This is a genomic window from Achromobacter anxifer (assembly GCF_903652925.1).
In the GTDB taxonomy this organism is placed as follows: domain Bacteria; phylum Pseudomonadota; class Gammaproteobacteria; order Burkholderiales; family Burkholderiaceae_B; genus Achromobacter; species Achromobacter anxifer.
The window spans coordinates 78,620-98,758 of record NZ_CAHLAR010000006.1; the positions used below are offsets into that span (position 1 = coordinate 78,620).

At 65.8% G+C, this 20,139-nt stretch carries 22 protein-coding genes; 8 read left to right on the top strand and 14 right to left on the bottom strand.

The window, feature by feature from the left end:
- Positions 1–24: 24 nt before the first annotated feature.
- The 5 genes from HWY37_RS19690 to HWY37_RS19705 form a co-directional block, all read right to left on the bottom strand.
- A complete protein-coding gene (locus tag HWY37_RS19690) occupies positions 25–957 on the bottom strand; it encodes a fatty acid desaturase (protein ID WP_246302353.1) in 933 nt (310 codons plus the stop codon).
- The gene (locus tag HWY37_RS19695) at positions 917–1,693 is read right to left on the bottom strand and encodes a sterol desaturase family protein (protein WP_175208226.1); all 777 of its coding nucleotides are present in this window, start codon (positions 1,691–1,693) and stop codon (positions 917–919) included. The genes HWY37_RS19690 and HWY37_RS19695 overlap by 41 nt, the downstream gene beginning before the upstream one ends.
- Positions 1,694–1,816: 123 nt before the next feature.
- The gene (gene dapA / locus HWY37_RS19700; protein ID WP_176089699.1) at positions 1,817–2,713 is read right to left on the bottom strand and encodes a 4-hydroxy-tetrahydrodipicolinate synthase; all 897 of its coding nucleotides are present in this window, start codon (positions 2,711–2,713) and stop codon (positions 1,817–1,819) included.
- Between the two features lie 140 nt (positions 2,714–2,853).
- Entirely contained in the window at positions 2,854–2,979 is a 126-nt protein-coding gene (locus tag HWY37_RS34790) for a hypothetical protein (RefSeq protein ID WP_258129718.1), read from the bottom strand.
- Positions 2,980–3,051: 72 nt separating this feature from the next.
- Positions 3,052–3,537, bottom strand: a complete 486-nt coding sequence (locus HWY37_RS19705) for a GAF domain-containing protein (protein ID WP_176089700.1) — start codon at positions 3,535–3,537, stop codon at positions 3,052–3,054.
- A gap of 179 nt (positions 3,538–3,716) precedes the next feature.
- Between HWY37_RS19705 and HWY37_RS19710 the strand changes: the two genes are divergently transcribed.
- The 5 genes from HWY37_RS19710 to HWY37_RS19730 all read left to right on the top strand — a co-directional run bounded on the left by HWY37_RS19710 (position 3,717) and on the right by HWY37_RS19730 (position 8,614).
- A complete protein-coding gene (locus HWY37_RS19710) occupies positions 3,717–4,916 on the top strand; it encodes an aminotransferase-like domain-containing protein (protein WP_175208229.1) in 1,200 nt (399 codons plus the stop codon).
- Positions 4,917–5,131: 215 nt separating this feature from the next.
- Positions 5,132–6,058: a 4-hydroxybenzoate octaprenyltransferase gene (ubiA, locus tag HWY37_RS19715; RefSeq protein WP_175208230.1), complete on the top strand. Its 927-nt coding sequence runs from the start codon at positions 5,132–5,134 to the stop codon at positions 6,056–6,058.
- A 103-nt stretch (positions 6,059–6,161) separates the two neighbouring features.
- Entirely contained in the window at positions 6,162–6,566 is a 405-nt protein-coding gene (locus HWY37_RS19720) for a DUF1090 domain-containing protein (protein WP_175208231.1), read from the top strand.
- 329 nt (positions 6,567–6,895) lie between these two features.
- A complete protein-coding gene (locus HWY37_RS19725) occupies positions 6,896–7,288 on the top strand; it encodes a DUF4148 domain-containing protein (protein ID WP_118934576.1) in 393 nt (130 codons plus the stop codon).
- A 201-nt stretch (positions 7,289–7,489) separates the two neighbouring features.
- Complete coding sequence (locus HWY37_RS19730; protein ID WP_175208232.1) at positions 7,490–8,614, top strand: saccharopine dehydrogenase family protein; 1,125 nt, start codon at positions 7,490–7,492, stop codon at positions 8,612–8,614.
- Between the two features lie 138 nt (positions 8,615–8,752).
- Here the strand turns inward: HWY37_RS19730 and glcC are convergent, their stop codons facing one another.
- Positions 8,753–9,517: a transcriptional regulator GlcC gene (glcC, locus tag HWY37_RS19735; RefSeq protein ID WP_175208233.1), complete on the bottom strand. Its 765-nt coding sequence runs from the start codon at positions 9,515–9,517 to the stop codon at positions 8,753–8,755.
- 237 nt (positions 9,518–9,754) lie between these two features.
- Between glcC and HWY37_RS19740 the strand changes: the two genes are divergently transcribed.
- The 3 genes from HWY37_RS19740 (at position 9,755) to HWY37_RS19750 (ending at position 13,756) form a co-directional block, all read left to right on the top strand.
- Positions 9,755–11,929 (top strand): malate synthase G, encoded by a 2,175-nt coding sequence (locus HWY37_RS19740; RefSeq protein WP_175208234.1) that lies wholly within the window; start codon positions 9,755–9,757, stop codon positions 11,927–11,929.
- A 102-nt stretch (positions 11,930–12,031) separates the two neighbouring features.
- Positions 12,032–12,649, top strand: coding sequence for a TetR/AcrR family transcriptional regulator (locus HWY37_RS19745; RefSeq protein WP_176089701.1), 618 nt, complete (start codon positions 12,032–12,034; stop codon positions 12,647–12,649).
- 246 nt (positions 12,650–12,895) lie between these two features.
- Positions 12,896–13,756, top strand: a complete 861-nt coding sequence (locus tag HWY37_RS19750; protein ID WP_176089702.1) for a cysteine hydrolase family protein — start codon at positions 12,896–12,898, stop codon at positions 13,754–13,756.
- A 75-nt stretch (positions 13,757–13,831) separates the two neighbouring features.
- On the opposite strand, the gene HWY37_RS19755 is transcribed toward HWY37_RS19750, so the two are convergent.
- From HWY37_RS19755 to trbL, 8 genes are all read right to left on the bottom strand, one after another.
- Positions 13,832–14,428, bottom strand: a complete 597-nt coding sequence (locus HWY37_RS19755; protein ID WP_176089703.1) for a TetR/AcrR family transcriptional regulator — start codon at positions 14,426–14,428, stop codon at positions 13,832–13,834.
- Between the two features lie 130 nt (positions 14,429–14,558).
- Positions 14,559–14,864, bottom strand: a complete 306-nt coding sequence (locus HWY37_RS19760; protein ID WP_175208238.1) for a DUF4148 domain-containing protein — start codon at positions 14,862–14,864, stop codon at positions 14,559–14,561.
- A gap of 86 nt (positions 14,865–14,950) precedes the next feature.
- On the bottom strand, positions 14,951–15,256 hold the full coding sequence (locus tag HWY37_RS19765; RefSeq protein ID WP_176089704.1) for a DUF4148 domain-containing protein: 306 nt from the start codon (positions 15,254–15,256) through the stop codon (positions 14,951–14,953).
- A 350-nt stretch (positions 15,257–15,606) separates the two neighbouring features.
- Entirely contained in the window at positions 15,607–15,855 is a 249-nt protein-coding gene (locus HWY37_RS19770; protein ID WP_008642645.1) for a DUF2274 domain-containing protein, read from the bottom strand.
- Complete coding sequence (locus HWY37_RS19775) at positions 15,852–17,114, bottom strand: TraB/TrbI/VirB10 family type IV secretion system protein (protein ID WP_039388913.1); 1,263 nt, start codon at positions 17,112–17,114, stop codon at positions 15,852–15,854. The genes HWY37_RS19770 and HWY37_RS19775 overlap by 4 nt, the downstream gene beginning before the upstream one ends.
- 2 nt (positions 17,115–17,116) lie before the next feature.
- Complete coding sequence (trbG, locus tag HWY37_RS19780) at positions 17,117–18,115, bottom strand: P-type conjugative transfer protein TrbG (RefSeq protein WP_008640770.1); 999 nt, start codon at positions 18,113–18,115, stop codon at positions 17,117–17,119.
- Positions 18,112–18,816, bottom strand: a complete 705-nt coding sequence (gene trbF / locus HWY37_RS19785; protein WP_008640769.1) for a conjugal transfer protein TrbF — start codon at positions 18,814–18,816, stop codon at positions 18,112–18,114. The genes trbG and trbF overlap by 4 nt, the downstream gene beginning before the upstream one ends.
- Before the next feature lie 11 nt (positions 18,817–18,827).
- Positions 18,828–20,135, bottom strand: a complete 1,308-nt coding sequence (gene trbL / locus HWY37_RS19790) for a P-type conjugative transfer protein TrbL (RefSeq protein WP_034201269.1) — start codon at positions 20,133–20,135, stop codon at positions 18,828–18,830.
- Between the last annotated feature and the right edge of the window lie 4 nt (positions 20,136–20,139).

Here is a 20,139-nt window from a genome sequence, read left to right on the forward strand (position 1 = left end):
CTGGTGGATATATGGATTGCGGCGCTAGCGGATGTGCTCGGGCGCCATGCATGAGCGGCTGCGAAAGCGCGGCATGACGGCGCCCAGCACGAACACGCGGAACATATAGGGCGTGAGGCCGGGTTCGTTCAGGGCCGGATTCACGCGGTTGCGGTATTGCTCGCGGTGCAGGCTCGTCAGTTCGGACCAGTGCGCCCGCGGATGCTCGTGGTGCGCGGTGTGCAGCCCGATGTTGAAGAGCAGCGGATTGACCAGCCCTTCGAAATTGCGCGCGTAGTTCAAGCCCGCTACGGACCGGGGACCGCCATCGGCATGCGCATGCTGCAGGTAGTTGGTGGCCAGCAGCCAATGCAGCCCGTGCAGCTGCGGCACGATCACGAACACCAGCGCCTTCATCGGATTCACGGCCAGCAGCCCGCCCCACAGGCCCAGCCAGGCGCCGTACTGCGCCATGCAATAGCGCCAGGCGCCCGGCCAGTGCCGGCGCAGGCGGCCAAGCCAGGCGAAGAACAGCGGATACAGCACCCAGCCGGCCTGGAAGGGATGGATCAGGTAGCCCCACAGATGATTGGTGTCGCCGCCGAAGCGGTAGGTGCGCGCCACGTCGCGCACGCCGTGCTTGTAGCGGTGGTGGTTGGCCACGTGCGCCGGATAGAACACGAAGGTCGGATGCCCCTGCATCAGCGTGATCCAGAAGTCCGTGGCGCGATTGGTCCAGCGCCCCCGCCACATGCGGATGTGCGTATGGTTGTGGTGGATGACGCCCACGCCCAGGGTCAGGAACAGCATCAGGCCGTACAGCGGCCACCAGAACCCGTGCACCCACTGCCAGGCCGCCAGCGCGGGCAGCGCGGCCAGGTAGGCGAGGCTTTGCCAGTCGCGCCGGTTGCGCAGCGACGGCAGGCGGCGGCGCCGCTTAAGCGCGTCCGCCAAGCGATTCTCGTTGCCGGTAGGCATTCAGCTGGGACTGCGCCGCCTCGGCCTTGAGCCGGGTGCGGAACAGGCGGTCCATGAAGGTGAACTGGAAGCCGTAGTTGCCGTTGTAGCAGGCATGGTGCAGATGATGCCGGCGGCTGGCGGCGAACCAGTGCGCATAGGACACGTTGGGAAAGAAGTCGTAGTTGGCGTGCCCGATGCAATTGAAGAACAGGCTGAACAGCGGCACCGACGCCAGCGCCCAGAAGCTGAAATCGTGCAGCACCATGGGCAGCATGATCACATTGCCCAGCATCAGCGCTTCGATGGGATGGAAGCTGTAGGTCGAGAACGGCGTGGTCACGACCGAGCGGTGATGCGGCAGGTGGAAGCGGCGCAGCAGCTTGGTGTGCAACAGGCGGTGGTTGATCCAGAAGTGCACGTCGTTCCAGGCCACCAGCACCAGGATTTCGACAGTGATCTTCTGCCAGCTGGCATCCGGATCCAGGTGGGCCCAGCCCAGCTGCAGCAGGCCCCAGGGGAAGATCATGCCGGTGCCGAACAGCAGAATGGACAGGCCGGACTGGGCGAATTCGCGCCGCAGCTGGCCCGGCGCCAGCGGGCGCGGATCCAGCGGGCGTCCGATGCCCAGCGCGGGCAGGATGTAATGCGTCAGCAGCCAGGTGCCCGCGCCGAAGACCAGATAGATGCCACCGAAGAACAGCAGGCCCGCCAGCATCACCTGCCAGGCGGACAAGGCTACAAAAGCTTGGGCCATGAACGTTCTGTTTCACCCTGAGAATGGGCGCATGATAAGCAATCCGTCAGCTTCCCGGTAGGACATTTATTACTAAATGAATCCGAAGACCACAAAGCTGGCGGACTGCTCACCAAGTTCGGCCTACTGGCAGGGATATTGCCGGTTCAGCCCCGCCACGGCGGCGTCCATGCGCGCGGCCAGGGCCGTACTGGCGGGTGGCATGGGCAACCGCAGTTCCTCGCTCAACAGGCCCTGGCGTCCCAGCTGCGCCTTCAGGGGGCCCGGGTTGGGTTCGGCGAAGGTCAGCTGGATGACCGGGACCAGCGCGTGGAACAGCTTCCTGGCCAGGTCCAGCTGCTGGGCCTTCGCCGCCTGGTACATGGCCACGAACAGGTCCGGGCGGATGTGCGCCGCCGCCGCGATCATGCCGGCGCCCCCCAGGCACATCACGGACAGGGCCTGCAGGTCCTCGCCCGCCAGCACGTTCATGTTGCCGTCGGCGATCAGGGCAATCGTCTTTTCCAGCGAACCGCCGCAATCCTTGACTGCGGCGATGTTCGGGTGTGCGGCCAGCGCCAGCAGGGTCGCTGTATCCAGCGTGGTGCCGGTCCGGTATGGAATGTCGTAGAGCACGAGGGGAAAGCGCGAGGCATCGGCCAGGCTGCGGAAATACCTGGCGGCGCCTTCCTGTCCGGGACGCACGTAGTACGGCGCGGGCGCCAGGATGCCGGCCAGCGGGCGCGTGCCGAAGGCGGCCAGGCGCTGCATCACGTGTCCATGGTGATTGCCCGCCAGGCCCATGACGACGGGCAGCCTGCCCGCCTCGGTCAGCACGGCGTCCAGCACCGCCAGCTGCTCGGCGTCGTCCAGCGAGGCGGCCTCGCCCGTGCTGCCGCAAACGACCAGCCCGTCCACGCCCGCGGCGGCATAGTGGCGCACCAGGCGGCGCAAGGCCCCGCCGTCCACGGCGCCGCCGGCAAACGGCGTGACCAGAGGCACCCAGACGCCCTGGATCGGAGATTGATGATGAGATTGCATGGTGAACACTCCTTCGGTGTAAGCGGACCGTGGTTGGACCGTACAGAAGTGCTCGGGATACTAGGGGATGCGCGGACGGCGCCAAGCGCCGCCAGGAGGCCGCTGTTCCGTCGCCCATCTGACGGAACAGCATGCTCCGGTCAGATGAGCGGCTGTTTTTTGGATTTCAGGCCGACGCAAGCCAGCACCACGCCCAGGGCGCGGAACGGGAAAGCGGATTGGATGGCCTGATGAATCATGAATGGAACGGATGCGTTGGTCTGCAAGCGCAGGCCTGGGAATCTACCGGGAGGCCGGCGCCCTGTCAACGCCGGCCCTGCGCAATGCGCGCCCGCCGGTCAGCGCAAGCTGGCCAGGAACACGGCGCACAGCGCTTCCATGCCCTGGCGGTCGTCTTCGTCGAAGCGGTCCGGCACCGGGCTGTCCACGTCCCACACGCCGATCAGCTGGCCTTGGTGGACCAGCGGCACCACGATCTCGGAACGCGAGGCCGCATCGCAAGCGATGTGGCCGGGAAACGCGTGCACGTCGGGCACCAGCTGCGTCTGGCGCTGGCTGGCGGCCGCGCCGCACACGCCGCGGCTCAGCGGGATGCGCACGCAGGCCGGCTTGCCCTGAAAGGGGCCCAGCACCAGTTCCGTGCCATCGAAGAAGTAGAAGCCCGCCCAGTTCAGTTCGGGCAAAGCCTGATAGGCCAGCGCGCTCAGGTTGGCGGCGTTGGCGATGCGGTCGTGCTCGCCTTCGAGCAGGGCGCGGGCCTGGGCGGCCAGCCCCGCATACAGGGCGGGCTTGGAATCGGCGGCGATGGGAGCGGCTTCGAACATGGGAAAAATGTAACTGTACTGGCGGTTATCGATGCAGGTGATTTTAGGGGCTGCCGCCGATAAGGGGGCCGGGCTGCTGCCGTGTGGGACAATAGTTTTTCGAAATATATTTTCCGCCGGGCCACCCAAGGGACCAACTGCCCGTATTTTCCCCACCCTTCTTGATCAAGAAGCACTCCATGGACAAGCCTCTCGAACCTGCGTTTTCCTTTTCGGAACGCGCTCAGCAACTCACCAGCTCCGCCATCCGCGAGATCCTCAAGGTAACCGAGCGCCCCGAAGTCATTTCGTTCGCCGGCGGCCTGCCGGCGCCCGGCGGCTTCCCGGTAGAGGTAGTTCGCGCAGCGTTCGACAAGGTACTGTCCACCAATGGCCGCGCCGCCCTGCAGTACGGCCCCACGGAAGGCTTTGCGCCCCTGCGTCAATGGGTGGCCGACGACCTGAACAAGGCGGGCGCCAGCGTCGCCGCCGACCAGATCCTGATCGTGTCGGGCTCGCAGCAGGCGCTGGACCTGCTGGGCAAGGTGCTGATCGACAAGGACAGCAAGGTGCTGGTCGAAGACCCCAGCTACCTGGGCGCGCTGCAATCGTTCAGCCTGTACCAGCCCAAGTTCGTGCCGGTGCCCACCGACGAAGGCGGCCTGATCCCCGAAACCATCACGCCTGAACTGGCCGACGGCGCGCGCTTCCTGTACGCCCTGCCCAACTTCCAGAACCCCACCGGCCGCACGCTGAGCCTGGAACGCCGCATCGCGCTGGTCAAGCGCGCCGCGGAACTGAACCTGACCATCGTCGAGGACGATCCCTACGGCGAACTGCGCTACGCGGGCGAACCGCAACCCGGCCTGATCGCGCTGGCCGCCGAATACGGCGCCAACGTGGTGCGCCTGGGCACGTTCTCGAAGGTGCTGGCCCCCGGCCTGCGCCTGGGCTACATCGCCGCCGCGCGCCCGCTCATCAACAAGCTGGTGCAAGCCAAGCAAGCCACCGACCTGCACACGCCCACGCTGACCCAGATGGCCGTGTACGAGATCGTCAAGGACGGCTTCCTGGAAGAGCACCTGCCCAACGTGCGCGAGATCTACCGCGCCCAGGGCAGCTGCATGCTGGAAGCCATCAAGCAGGAGTTCCCGGACACCGTGCGCTGGACCAAGCCGGAAGGCGGCATGTTCATCTGGCTGACGCTGCCCGACCACATCGACAGCACCAAGCTGCTGGAAAAGGCCATCGCGCAAAACGTGGCGTTCGTGCCCGGCGCGCCGTTCTATTGCGGCGCCGGCAAGACCAACACGCTGCGCCTTAGCTTCGCCACCGTGCCGGAAGACAAGATCCGCCGCGGCATCGCCATCCTCGGCAAGCTGCTAAAAGACGAGGGTTAGTAGGTCCCCCCCGAAGCGCCTGCGGCGCTTCCCCCCCAGGGGGGCGCCGCTACGGACCGGCGGAGCCCGGATCCGTGCGGCCCCGCTCGGAGCACATTGCTGCTGTTTGACGCGGGTGCCTCGAAGGCGTGAAAGGAGTACGACGGCGGCTGGGCGCGATGCCCGGCCGCCGTTGTTTTATGCTCTTGGTTTTCCCATTCCGTTTCGCCGTGACAGTGAGCGCCCCCCAACAAACTCCCGTCGACCTTAGCGACATCGTCTTCACCGACTGGGTCGAACGCTGGCTGCCGAAGTCCTGGCGGCCCTACGCCCGCCTGTGCCGCCTGGACCGTCCCATCGGCACCTGGCTGACCCTGCTGCCGGCCATCGCCGCGCTGGTCCAGGCCGCCGGCGGCCTGCCGGACCTGCAGCGGTTGATCGTGTTCTCGCTGGGCGCGTTGCTGATGCGCGGCATCGGCTGCACCGTCAACGACATGTGCGACCGCAACTTCGACAAGCACGTCGAGCGCACGCGCTTCCGGCCCCTGACCAGCGGCCAGCTGACGATGAAGAACGCGGTCTGGTTCCTGCTCGGCCAGTTGCTGGTCTGCGGTTCGCTGCTGTTCTTCCTGAACGACATGAGCCGCTGGCTGGCCGTGGCCGTGCTGCCTTTCGTCTTCATCTATCCGCTGTGCAAGCGCGTCACGTACTGGCCGCAAGTCGTGCTGGGCATCTGCTTCAACTGGGGCATGCTGATGGCCTGGTCGGACACGCAGAACCATGTGCCGCTGGCCGCCATCGCGATGTGGGCGGGCGCCGTGCTGTGGCAGGTGGGCTACGACAGCATCTACGCCTACGTGGACGTGCGCGACGACCGCAGCCTGGGCCTGCATTCCACCGCCATGCGCTTTGGCGACCAGGGCAAGCTCTGGATCGGCGGCTTCTACGTGGCCACCTTGGCGCTGTGGGCCTGGGGCGGCTACGCCATCGGCCTGTCGTGGGCCTACCAGGTCGGCATGGTGGCCGTGGCGGCGCACCTGGCATGGCAGTTGAAGGTCTTCGACATCCAGCGCCCCGACCGCAACTTCATGCTGTTCCGCGCCAACCTCTGGCTGGGCGCGCTGCTGGTCGCGGCCGCGCTGGCCGGCACGCTGATCCGCTGACCGCGAGCCCGCGCCGCACTGATGCGCGGTTGACGCCGCGCATTGCCGGCGGCACCGGCTGGGGCCATGATGGAGCTTGCGCAACGCCCTACGGAGACCTCGCATGCCCTCATTGCTCAAATCCCTGGTCCTGACCGCCGCGGCCGCCGCCGCGTTCGCGGCAATCCCGGCCCAAGCCGCGAGCGACTGCTCGGCCCAGCGCGGCTGCGCCGCCAAGTTCTGCGAAATCGAAAACGACATCGCCGCCGCCCAGGCGCAGAACAACACCCGCCGCGAAGCCGGGCTGCGCAAGGCGCTGGCCGAAGCCAAGGCGCATTGCACCGACAGCCGCCTGCAATCGCAACGCGAAGCCGACGTGCGCGACAAGCAGAACAAGGTGGCCGAGCGCGAAAGCGAGCTCAAGGCCGCGCGCGCCAAGGGCAAGCAGGACAAGATCGACAAGGCCCAGCGCAAGCTGGACGAAGCCCAGGCGGAATACAACGCCGCGCTGGTCGAACTGAACCGCTGATCCTTGCCCTTGCACCACTGACCCTTCCCTACCCCCCAGCCCCGGCATCGCCCGGGGCTGCGGCCCTCTCCCCGCTCCCCTCTGTCAGACGCCCACGCTTCAGGGCGGGTACCTCCTATGGTGTCATCAAATGGAAATTCCACCACCCATGGTGCCATTTGGTGAAATGGAAACCTATTAGTCTTCTTTTTGGAAAGATGTTTTCAGGGAATCAGGGTTTATCCGGAGATGCTTTGAGCACAGAATGCAACTCATCGGGACACAGCAAGCGAACCCCAGGCAATCAGGCCAGCGGTTCGGCTCCCAAGCTCAAGACACGGAGGTCTGCCATGAAAACCCTTGCTACCGCTTTGATGCTGTCCATGTCCGTTCTGGCTGCCGGCGCCCAAGCCGCTGAAGCCGATCAGGGCCCCACCCGCGCTCAAGTCCAAGCCGAACTGCAACAAGCCAAGGCCTCGGGCCAATACACCTTCGGTGAAGAAGGCTACCCCGCCGCGATCGCCCCGAAGTCGACCCTGACCTCGCAACAAGTGCAGGCCGAGCTGCAACAAGCCAAGAACGCCGGTGAAGTGACCTTCGGCAACCTGGACTACCCGCCCGTCGCCGCCGCTGAACAAGCCACGTCGCTGACCCGCGCCCAAGTCCGCACCGAACTGGCCCAGGCTAAGTCGGAAGGCCTGGTCACCTTCGGCAACCTGGACTACCCGCCCCTGGGCAGCTGATCCCCCCCTGGCCTCCCCGGCCAGTCAGCGCCCCGAAGCCCTCCGGCCCCAAACCGGAGGGCTTTGTTTTTGACGATTCGACAATAAATTAAGTCGAAATAACGTTACCTACGGCCGATACGACTATTTAGCCTCTACACATCGACAGCGCCCGCGCATAGGATGAGCTCACCCATCCCCCTTCCATGCAGGAGCCGCACCATGTCCACCGCCTCTCCCCGGCCCGTCCTACTTCTGGGCGCCGGAAAAATCGGTTTCGCCATTGCCCTGATGCTGGAACGCAGCGGCGGCTATTCGGTGCGGGTTGCCGACCAGGATCCCGCGCGGCTGCGCCTCGTGGCCGAACTGGGCTGCGAAACACGCCAGATTTCCGACGACGACAGCGTGGCGCAATGCATTGAAGGGCGCTATGCCGTGATCAACGCGCTGCCCTTTCATCGCGCCGCCGCGGTGGCGGGCCTGTGCGCCAAGGCCGGCGTGCATTATTTCGATCTGACGGAAGACGTGGCCAGCACGCACGCGATCCAGGCCCTGGCGGAAGAGGCCCGCAGCGTGCTGATGCCGCAATGCGGCCTGGCCCCGGGATTCATCGGCGTGGTCGGCAACGCGCTTGCGCGCCGCTTCGACACGCTGCTGGACCTGCGCATGCGCGTCGGCGCCCTGCCGCGCTATCCCTCCAACAGCCTGCGCTACAACCTGACCTGGAGCACCGAAGGGCTGATCAACGAGTACTGCAATCCCTGCGAGGCCATCGTCGATGGCCAGTTGACCAGCGTGCCCGCCCTGGAAGGCTACGAAACCTTCGCGCTGGACGGCGTGGAATACGAAGCCTTCAATACCTCGGGCGGCCTGGGCACCCTGCCCGCGACATTGCGTGGCCGCGCGCGCAACGTGGACTATAAATCGGTGCGTTACCCCGGCCATTGCAGCATCATGAAGCTGCTGCTCAACGACCTGCGCCTGCGCGACCGCCGCGACCTGCTCAAGGAAATCTTCGAAGCCGCCATTCCCACGACCGAACAGGACGTGATCGTGATCCAGGCCTCGGCCTCGGGTCGCCGCCACGGGCGGCTGGAAGAAGAGTCCTATCCGATCCGCATCTTTGGCGCCGAGGTCGATGGCCATCGCCTCAGCGCCATCCAGCTGTCCACGGCCGCCGGCATCTGCGCCGCGCTGGACCTGGTGGCGCAGGGCGCCTTGCCGCAACGCGGCTTCGTGGGGCAGGAAGCGATCGACCTGGACGCCTTCGTGAACAACCGCTTTGGCCGAGTCTATGCGGGCAAGCCGCTGGCCCTGGCTGGCAGCGGCGCCATGGCGGACCGTTAGGCTCGTACGCAAGCAGCGCAAGCCCCCCGCCCGTGAAAGTCGGCCACCGCGGCAGTGGCCAGCGTCCAGTCCCTCGGAGGCGTCAGCAGGACTGGACGCTAGTGTGCAGTCGCGTAGATGCCTCCGCGGGACTGCACGCTAGGTCCAACCCTCCAGACGCAGCGTCGCCCGCACCAGGCGCTGCTCTTCCTGTTCGATATCGGCCAGGCTCTGGCGCACGCTGTCCACGTGGTCCGCAGCCGCCTTGCGCGCCTGTTCGGGCTGGCGCGCCGTCACGGCGTTGAACAGCCGCGTGTGCTGCCGGTCGATCTGGCGCTTCTCGGGTTCACGGTGATACAGGTTGTTGACGCAGGCGAAGACCGATCCCAACAGCAGGTCCGTCAGCGATTGCAGCGTGTGCACCAGCACCGGATTATGCGAGGCCTCGCAGATGGCCAGGTGAAATGCGTGGTCCAGGTGCGCGTGCCGCGCCGTGTCGGTGGCCGTGCCTTGCGCCGCCACCATTTCGTCATAGCGGCGGCGGATCATGATGAAATCGGCCTCGGTGCCGCGTATGGCCGCCAGCCGCGCGGACTCGGCCTCCAGCAGCGAGCGCACTTCCAGCAGGTCGTAGAGCGTGCGCGGCTGGGAATTGAACAAGTGCATCAGCGGGCCGGCGTCCACCTTGGAGATGTGCGCCACATACGAACCCTTGCCCTGCGCGGTATGGATGATCTCGCGCGCGCGCAGCAGCTTCAACCCTTCGCGCAGCGCCGTGCGCGAGACGCCCAGCTTTTCGGTCAGGCGGCGTTCGGAAGGCAGCGCCTGGCCTGCCTTGAGCACGCCGTCCAGGATCAGGCGCTCGATCCTTTCGGCGACTTCGTCCGCCACCTGGCGGGGCTTTTCTACTGTTTCCGCGTGCATGCGCTCTCCGTACCAGTGGTATGACCAAGTCTCCCCCCCGGTTGGGAGCCCTGCGCAACACCCCTGTAAGTAGCTGATATAAAACCATAAAAATCACGGCTTTGCTTATACGGCAGCGCACAAACTGGTATGACCAGCGGGTTTTGATATGGACATTGCCGCAGTCGCGAACGATGATGTCAGGACAGAATCGCCCGGCGCGCGGCGTCGGCCAGTCCCTTACCGCTAGAGAACCGCATGACTCAACGCATCCAGCACCACGGCCTGCAAGTGGCGGCCAATCTCGACCAATTCATCGAACAGGAAGCCCTGCCTGGCACCGGCCTGGACGCAGACGGCTTCTGGAAGGGTTTCGCGGCCCTGGTGGACGACCTGGCCCCCAAGAACCGCGCGCTGCTGGCCGAACGCGACCGCCTGCAGGCCGAGCTCGACGGCTGGCACCGCGCCCACCCCGGCCCCATCGCCGACCCCGCCGCCTACCGCAAATTCCTGGAAGGCATCGGCTATCTGCTGCCTCAACCCGCCAGCGTGCGCGCCACCACCGACAACGTCGACACCGAGATCTCGCAGCAGGCCGGCCCGCAGCTGGTCGTGCCCATGTCCAACTCGCGTTACGCCCTGAACGCCGCCAACGCGCGCTGGGGCAGCCTGTATGACGCGCTCTACGGCACCGACGCCATTCCCGCCACGCCGGGCGACACGGGCCGCGGCTACAACCCGGAACGCGGCGCCGCCGTCATCGCGCGCGCCCGCGCCTTCCTGGACAGCGCCGCCCCGCTGGCCCAGGGCTCGCACGCCGACGCGCGCGGCTACACCGTGGAAAACGGCCAGCTGCGCGTGGCGCTGGCCAATGGCTCCACCGGTCTGAAGAATCCCGCCCAATTCACCGGCTACCAGGGCGAGGCGTCCGCGCCGTCTGCCATCCTGCTCAAGAACAACGGCCTGCACTTCGAAATCCAGATCGACCGCGGCAACAGCATCGGCGCCACCGACGCCGCCGGCGTCAAGGACGTGCTGGTGGAAGCCGCGCTGACCACCATCATGGACTGCGAGGATTCCGTCGCCGCCGTGGACGCCGAGGACAAGGTCCACATCTACCGCAACTGGCTGGGCCTGATGAAGGGCGACCTGACCGAGGAAGTCACCAAGGGCGGCAAGACCTTCACCCGCAAGCTCAACGCCGACCGCAGCTACACGCGCCCCGACGGTTCGCCGCTGACCCTGCATGGCCGTTCGCTCATGTTCGTGCGCAACGTGGGCCACCTGATGACCAATCCCGCCATCCTGGACCGCGAGGGCCGCGAGATCCCCGAAGGCATCCTGGACGCCGTGGTCACCAGCCTGGCCGCGCTGCAGGACCGCAAGCACAAGCTGAATTCGCGCACGGGCTCCGTCTACATCGTGAAGCCGAAGATGCACGGCCCCGTCGAAGCCGCCTTCGCCAGCGAGCTGTTCGACCGCGTCGAGGACCTGCTCAAGCTGCCGCGCAACACCCTGAAAATGGGCATCATGGACGAAGAGCGCCGCACCAGCATCAACCTCAAGGCCTGCATCGAGGCCGCCGCCGCGCGCGTGGCCTTCATCAACACGGGCTTCCTGGACCGCACTGGCGACGAGATGCACTCCAGCATGGAAGCCGGCCCGATGCTGCGCAAGGGCGACATGAAGTCCACCGCCTGGATCACCGCCTACGAGCGCAACAACGTGCTGGTCGGCCTGGACGCAGGCCTGCGCGGCCGCGCCCAGATCGGCAAGGGCATGTGGGCCATGCCGGACCTGATGGCCGCCATGCTGGAACAGAAGATCGCCCACCCCAAGGCCGGCGCCAACACCGCCTGGGTGCCTTCGCCCACAGCCGCCACGCTGCACGCGCTGCACTACCACCAGGTCGACGTGCAGGCCGTGCAGCAGGAGCTGGAACGCACCAAGCTGGACAGCGTGCGCGACGACCTGCTGGGCGGCCTGCTGACCGTGCCGGTCGGCGACCCGTCCAAGTGGTCCGCCCAGGACGTCCAGCAAGAACTCGACAACAACGTGCAGGGCATCCTGGGCTATGTGGTGCGCTGGATCGACCAGGGCGTGGGCTGCTCCAAGGTGCCCGACATCCACAACGTCGGCCTGATGGAAGACCGCGCCACCCTGCGCATCTCCAGCCAGCACATCGCCAACTGGCTGCGCCATGGCGTGACCAACCGTGAGCAGGTCATGGAAACCTTCAAGCGCATGGCCAAGGTGGTCGACGGCCAGAACGCGGGCGACGCGCTCTACCGTCCGATGGCCGGCAATTTCGACACCTCGCTGGCCTTCAAGGCCGCCTGCGCGCTGGTGTTCGAAGGCCTGACCCAGCCCAATGGCTACACCGAGCCGCTGCTGCACAAGTACCGCCTGGAGTTCAAGGCCGCCCAGGCCTGATTCCGGCGCGTCCCGCAGTACCCCAACCGGACAGCCATTGCTGTCCGGTTTTTTTCGCCTGCAGTCGCACGCAATTTCGCACGGTCGTGCTAAATTTGCGGCATGACTGCCAAAACCGAGAAAAGCGAGCTGACCTTCGCGGCCATTGTGGACGCGGCCCTGGACATGGCCGCGGCACAAGGCATGGAAAGCCTGTCGCTGGGCCAGGTGGCCAAGCGCCTGGGCATCAGCAAGAGCGGCGTGTTCTCGCGGGTGGGCTCGCTCGAAGCCCTGCAGCAGGCCGTGCTGGACGAGTATGACCGGCGTTTCATCGAGGCCGTGTTCACCCCGGCCATGGCCTATCCCCGCGGCCTGCCGCGCCTGAACGCGCTGGTCTCGCTCTGGATCGAACGGGCCAGCAATGTCGAAACGCTGACCGGCTGCATCTACGTGGCTGGCGCCTTCGAGTACGACGACGTGGAATCCCCGCTGCGTTCGGTGCTGGAAGGCAACCTGCGGCGCTGGCGCGCCGCCATGCTGCGCACGGTCAACCAGGCGCTGGAGGCCGGCCACGTCAGGCCGGACACGGATCCCGAACAACTGGTATTCGAGGTCTACAGCCTGATGATCGGCCTGATGCACGACGCCCGCTTCCTGCGTGACCCGAAGGCGCCCGAACGGGTGCGGGCCGCCTATGAACGTTTGATTTCGACTTACCGCAGTTTCAAGTACCTAGAGTAGTTTTTCCCGCGCCGGCTTCCGCCGGCCATTCTTCACTTCAATTTCGCACGGTCGTGCGAAATTATCCAGGAGCCTGACATGTGGATCGTTATCGCAGTGATCGTCATCTCGGCAGGGGCCAGCGTCTGGCTGCAATGGCGCGAACTGCTGCGGCAGTTGCCGGACCGCGCCGAGCATCTGGTACTTTTCTAGAATGACATGGCCATCCCGTTCTATATTTCGAGTTCGCCTCCCCCGAACCTCGTCATGCCGCGCTCCACTCATCTACTGATCATCGATCCGCAGAATGACTTCTGCGACCTGCCCGAGTCCTACCTGCCCCGCGATCCCGTGACGGGCAACATGCTTGCGCCCGCCCTGCCGGTCGCCGGCGCGCATGCCGACATGCAGCGGCTGGCGCGCTTCATCGACACGACCGCGTCCGCGCTGACTTCGATCACCGTGACGCTGGATTCGCACCACCGCCTGGACATCGCGCATCCGACCTTCTGGTCCACCGGAGACGGCCAGCCAGTGGCCCCGTACACCCAGATCACCGCGGCGCAGCTGCGCGCCGGCGCGTTCCGGCCGCGCCACGCCGACGACCTGCCGCGCACCCAGTCCTATCTGGACGAGTTGGAAGCGCGCGGGCGCTACATGCTGATGGTGTGGCCGCTGCATTGCGAGATCGGCACGTGGGGCCACAACGTCCACGCCGACGTGCGCGCCGCCTACAGCCGCTGGGAAGACGAACGCCAGTTCATCGTGCGCAAGGTGCCCAAGGGCATGAACCCCTGGACGGAGCACTACAGCGCGCTGATGGCCGAGGTCCCCGACGCCGACGATCCGCGCAGCCAGCTCAACCGCAGCCTGCTGGATTCGCTGGACCGCGCCGAACTCATCCTCGTCGCCGGCGAAGCCGGCAGCCATTGCGTCAAGGCCACGGTCGAACACCTGGCAGAACACCTGCCGGGGCGCGACCTGTCGCGCCTGGTGCTGCTAACCGATTGCATGAGCCCGGTAGCGGGCTTCACGGATGCGCAAGCTTCGTTCCAGCAACGCATGCGCGACCTCGGCATACAGGCGCGCACCAGCGTGGACATGGCGCGGGCCCTGCTCGCGGCCTGATCCACCCGCCCAAAGACAACGGCCGCCTGCTTGCGCATGGCGGCCGTGTACAACTGCGACAGGATCTTCGGCGGCTCAGGGCGCGCCGTCTTCCTTGCCCTGGCATTCCACATACAGGGCGCCGATCGCCTCGCACAGGGCCGCGGGCTGCTGGAACAGGCGGGCGATCAGGATACAGCCCTGCACTGTCGCGAACACCGCGCGGGCGGCCACGTCAGGCGTGCCGGCGAATTTCATGGTTCCTTGCGCCGCGCCTTCGGCCAGCACCCGGGCCAGCCAGGCTTCATGCGCGCGGAAGAATCCCTGCAAGGCGCCGCGCACCCGTTCCGGCAGCGAGTTGACCTCGGCGGCCAGCATGCCGGCCAGGCAGAGTTCGCCCGAGCCACAGGCGCGCGATTCCATCATCGACAGGTATTGATCGAGCTGCTCGTGCGCGGACAGGGAAGCATCGATGCCGCGCATGGCTGCAAGCGCGCGCGTGCTGTAGGCCTCGACGGCTTCGTAGAGCAAGTCGTCCTTGCCCGGAAAGTAATAGTGGATGCTGGACGTCTTCACGCCCACATGCTCAGCCAGGTCGCGGTAGCTGAAGCCGTTGCATCCGCGCGTGCGGATCAGCTTCTCGGCATGGGCCAGAAGCAGTTCGCGAGTGGTGTTGGAAGTAGGAGTGTCCATGGCTGAATATTACCTACTAATAGGTTGATTCGTCATCGGTTTGAGCGGCGTTGCCGCTGCACCAAAGCCCGTGCGGACCCCGGCCGGGAAACATCCCGCCCCCCGGGGTCCGCATGTGCCAGCATGAAACTCAGCCTTGCACGGGCGGGTAAGCCAGTTCGGCGCTGTTCGTCAGGCCTTGGGCGCGGGCGGCGGCCAATTCCTGCTGCACTTGCTTGCGGGTCTTGTCGCCGGCGGCGGCAAATTGGGTCGCGGCGTAACCTTCTTCGCCAGACACCAGTTCGCCATTGGCGCGGGCCTGGGCCAGTTCCTGCTGCACCTGGGCGCGGGTCACCGTGCTTTCGGTGTTCAGGGCGGGCGGATAGTCCAGCTCGCCGGCTTGCGCGGCGCCGATAAAGGAAGCGGACAGGATCAGGGCGGATACGAGGGTCTTCATGGTTGATCTCCAGTAAGGATCGGATGCTGCATCAGGGTTTTGCTGTAGAGCTATCTACTTATAGATAGATATCCGGTCAAAAAAACTCAGCCTTGCACGGGCGGGTAAGCCAGTTCAGCGCTGTTCGTCAGGCCTTGGGCGCGGGCGGCGGCCAATTCCTGCTGCACTTGCTTGCGGGTCTTGTCGCCGGCGGCGGCAAATTGGGTCGCGGCGTAGCCTTCTTCACCAGACACCAGTTCGCCATTGGCGCGGGCCTGGGCAAGTTCCTGCTGCACCTGGGCGCGGGTCACCGTGCTTTCGGTGTTCAGGGCGGGCGGATAGTCCAGTTCGCCGGCTTGGACGGCGCCGATGAAGGAAGCGGACAGGATCAGGGCGGATACGAGGGTCTTCATGGTTGATCTCCAGATAACGATTGCGTAGCGGTTCTAAAAACTATCTACTTATAGGTAGATGACTAGAGAAATAAAAAATGTTCGGTGTCAAGTATTTTCAAGGCATCCCATTTGGCCTGAAACCTTATACGAGACAGCAAGTTAGCTCTGTATCGTGCCACCCGATGGCACCTCGGCGGTGTGGGCTAGGTGCCACATGAGAGCGTTGGGAGAGAAAGCCGGATCGCGCTACATCGGACACGGAGTGCAGCGTCGGCAACCGACCTGAACTCCCATATTACCGGCTTCCCAAACGAAGAACGCACGGCCTGGAGCCGCGCGTTCTTCATTAAATCTATGTCGGAGCATCGTCATCCTGACTTCGGGGTGGCGACGGCCTTGGCCTTGCCACCCCGCTTGAATCCCCGATCCCCCGCCATGAAGGCTTCGAGCATGTGCGGGATCAGCGTGGCCGCATCGACCGCTTCGCCATAGGTCTGCGCATGAAGAGCGGCGTACCGGTCTAGATCCATTTTCAGGCTGGCTGGACAAGCGAATGTCAGCTTGGTGCTGCTGGTCGATGGCAGCGGCCCAAGCCGGAGTTTTCTGGCCATGTTCATCGGGCACCTCCACGCTGAAGAAAGAGCGGCTGGTAAGCTCGAACCTGTAAATCCCTTGCCACGATGATCCGCACCGGCAACCCCGGCCGCGCTGTCAGCGTCGGCTGGATGTTCATGTTGCGCCGGGTCATCTCCTGCCCCACTTGGTTCACACTGTCCTGCAGACCATCGCGCCCGGCAATGACGATGCGGTTGCCGTTCTGCCGATTCTCCGGCGCGGCCAACTCGGCGCCGATACCCAGCAGCGTGGTCAGCGCCGCCCCGGCAAAGATGCGGCCCCAATGCTGATCCACTTCATCCTCCAACCCTGCGTAGCCCGCAGGATCGGTGCCGACAAGGTTGTCGAGCGTCAGCGAGGATGTGTCTGGCAAGATGATCCGGTTCCACACCATCTGCACCCGGCTCTGCCCGAAGCTCACCTGGCTGTTGTATTTGCCCAAAATGCGCGAGCCCTGCGGAATCAGCAGGAACCTGCCCGTAGCCGTGTCATAGACCGGCTCCGTCACCGTGGCGATCACATCGCCCGGCAGGTCGGACTTGATGCCTGTGACCAGCGCCGCTGCGATCACCGTCCCGGCCATCACCTGGTACGGCGAGGCTGGCATTTGGAGATTGCCGGAATTGCGAGTCTCCTTGGAGCCGCCTTTCAGGAACGCCTCTTTCTGGTCTTGCCGGTTCTGCACGGTGGTGGGATCACTGGGCTGGGCCGCCGTCGAGGCCGGACCGGCCGCCAGCGGATCGAACCCTGCCAAGGCGTTGGCCATGCCGGGTGCTCCGGGCGCCGCCTGCGCGACAGCGCCAGCGGCTTGGCCCGGCTTTCCCGAGCGGAAGAACACCGCCGAAGCCGCCGCCGCTTCGGCCTCCTTGCGCAAGGCGTCGTTGGGATCATGTCCCGGCGGCATGTAGGTGGGCTGCTGCGCCGCCACGATGGCCGGCCCCAGGTCGCCCGGCAGCGGCGGCCCCAGCTCGGGCACCTTCGGCAGTTTCGAGTAATCGGACGGCAACCCATCCAGCCCTTCGGACTTTGAGACCCGATCCACGTTGTACAGCTCGTTCTGCCAGCCTGCGCCGCGCCGGTGCGGCTGCAGGGCCCAGATCGTGGCCCCGAGCACGGCGACCGACAGGCCGCCGGTGAGCATGGCCAGCGTGCGCCGGTTCAGGCGCGTGACCGGGCGCGGCTGGGCGCGCAACGCCATCGCTTCGGGCGCCGCCTTGCCCCCCTGAGAAGTGGCATGGTCGGGGGTGTTGTCTTGGCTCATGCTCAATTCCTCCGTGCCACGCCATCGGTGCGCTCAATTCGCACCACGGCGCCCTTATCGCCACCCAGGCGCAGCTCGGCCGCACCAAACAGCCGATCCACGATGTAGTACGGCGAGCGGAAGCGGTAGTTCACCAGTTGTCCGTCGCCTTGCGCGCCGATCACGAACATTGGCGGTAGCTCGCCTTGAGCGATGCCCGCCGGAAACTGGATATAGACCTTCTCGCCATCGTCAAAGGCCCGCAACGGCTTCCACGGCGGATTGCTGCCGCTGACCGCGTAGCGGAAACGGATCTTCTCCAGCGACAGCCCGGCATCGACCGGCGCGGCGGCGCTGGCCGCTTGTGCCTGGCGCTGCAGGGCCAGCATCCTGTCCTTGGGGTATTCCCAGGACACCGAAGCCATCCATGTCTTCTCGGTCGAAGTCAGTTCTAGCAGGTAGGTGCGCCGACTGGTCGTGATGACCAAATTGGTCTTGAGGCCCGAGCGGATGGGCTTGACCATCACATTGACGCGCAGCGCATCGCCGCTGCCGCTCGATGTGTCGCCCACGATCCAGCGCACCGTGTCACCGGCAGCCACCGTCACCAGTTCCTCGCCCGGCTGGAGCGCGATCACGGTCACGCGACCCACGGCCGCATAGACCTGGTACAGCGCGCCATCAGTGAACGGCCAGACCTGGATGGCGTTCACATAGCCCTCGCGTGTGGGCGCAACACGGGCCTCCGTGTTCGCACGGGTCACGCGCACCTTCTCGTCGGGCGATTCCAGTGTGGCCTTGGCATCACCGGCCAGCGGCTTCATCTGTCCAGGCAGTGCCAGCACCTCGGGCACGGTCACGACCTCCACGGGCTTCGGCGCCTCGGGCAGCGGCTGGGCCTGCACCGGCCCATCCAACGAGATGGATGGCGGCGGAGTCCCCTGCGTGGCGCAGCCCGAGAACAAAACGGTGGATGCCAGTAGGATCACAGGCAAGGCGGGTTTACGGAAATGTCCATTCATGGTTTTGCTCCTTCGTTTCCTTCCAGCTCGCGGCTCCACGCCAGCCCGTTGACGTAGATACCCAGCGGGTTCTTGCGCACGCGCTGCTCCGTGCGCGGGGTCTGCAGCACCGTGGAGATCACCGCGTTCCAGCGCTCGGTGCGATCCAGCGCGCCGTTGACGAAGCGCGTCTCGGTCCAGCGCACGTTGAAGGACTGGTCGCTGGCGCGGGTCACGCTGGACACCTGCACCGTCACCGACTCCTTGCCGATGCGCGAGAACGGATCAGCCACCCGCGCGTACTCATTGAGCACCACGGCGCCCTTGTCCGTGGTGTAGTCATAGGCATCGAGCCAGTTCTGCCGCACCACGATGGGGTCGATGGACAGCGAGCGCACCAGGCCGATGAAGCGGCCCAGGTGGTAAGCAATCTGCGCATCGCTGGGCTGGTACGGCGTGGCGGCTTCGCCGACAGCGCGCACCTGGCCCGCGTTGTCCACCTCGATCACGTAGGGCGTGACGATGGACTGCGCCGAGCGCCAGACCAGGCCGCCGGCCATCAGCACCGCCAGCGTGAGGCAGCCGAAGGCCATAAGCCGCCAGTTCTTCGCCTGCACGCGGGCCGAGCCGATGCGGTCGTCCCAGACCTGGGCGGCGGATTGGTACGGGGTGGCAGGCTGCGGCGTATCGGCGTAGCGCACCTGCGGTCGTTTGAATCGCATGGGAGTTCTCCTTATGAATCGGAATCACGAAGGCTTGGCCCCTGGCTGGAGCTGCCGCCGTCGCCGCCGCGCAGCGTGTGGGCGGCCGTGGTCGCGGCATGGGTGAGCTGCTGCCTGCGGTGCAGGCGCTTGGCCCAGGCAGGCTGTTCGTTGGATGGAGGCGCATCTGCGGCATCAGCGCCAGATGCCGGCGCCTCATCCGGCCGGAAGGCCGCTGCCACGCGCTCCTTCATCGAGCGTGCGCCGTCGGCTACCTTTTGCCCGGCGGTCTTGGCCACGTTGCCCGCGCCAGCGGCAGCGCCTTGGATGCCACTGCCTGCGGCCGTAGAGCCAGCATCGAAAGCCGCCTTGGCGCCGCGCGCGCCGCCGGCCGCAAGGCGGGCTGCACCAGGTGCCATCCGCGCCCCTGCAGCCACGGCGCTGCCGACGCCAGCAGCCGCAGCCCCGACGCCAATGGCAGCGCCTGCGGCCCCCAGCGTTGCTCCGGCCATCGCACCGGCTCCAAGCTGTGGCCCGCCGGACACCAGCCCGGTGGCAATGCCCGGCCCGAAGATGCCCAGGGCCAGCATGGACAGCGAAGCCAGCATGATGACCAGCGCCTGGTCGATGGAGGGCTCGGCACCTGCGGGAATCCTGAACTCGGCAAACAGCCCGGTGCCGATCCCCACGATGACCGCGAGCACCAGCACCTTGATGCCCGAAGACACCACATTGCCCAGCACCTTCTCGGCCAGGAACGCCGTCTTGTTCCAGAGGGCGAACGGCACCAACACGAAGCCCGCGAGCGTGGTCAGCTTGAACTCGATCAGCGTCACGAAGAGCTGCACCGCCAGCACGAAGAAGCACAGGAGGACGATGCCCCACGCGAGGAACAGCACCACGATGGAGGTGATGTTGACGAACACCTCCGGGAAGCCCGCCATCTGCTTGATCTGCTCCAGGATGGGGGCCGCCGCGTCGATGCCGGTCTTGGCCAGCCGCCCCGGCTGCAGGAAGTTGCCCATGCTCACGCTGGAACCGCTGGCCGTCAGGCCCAGCCCCGCGAAAGAGCGAAACACCACGCCCGCGAGCATGTTGAAGTTGCCGATGATGTAGGCGAAGGCGCCCACATAGAGCACCTTGCGGATCAGCTTGGCGATCACGTCCTCGCCCTGGCCGCTGGCATGGCCCATCGCCCAGAACAGTCCGGCGAGCGTCATGTCGATGACGATCAGCGTGGCTGTCAGAAACGCCACCTCGCCCTGCAGCAGCCCAAAGCCCGAGTCGATGTAGCGCGAGAAAACATCGAGAAAGCGGTCGATGACCGATACGTCGTTCATGGCC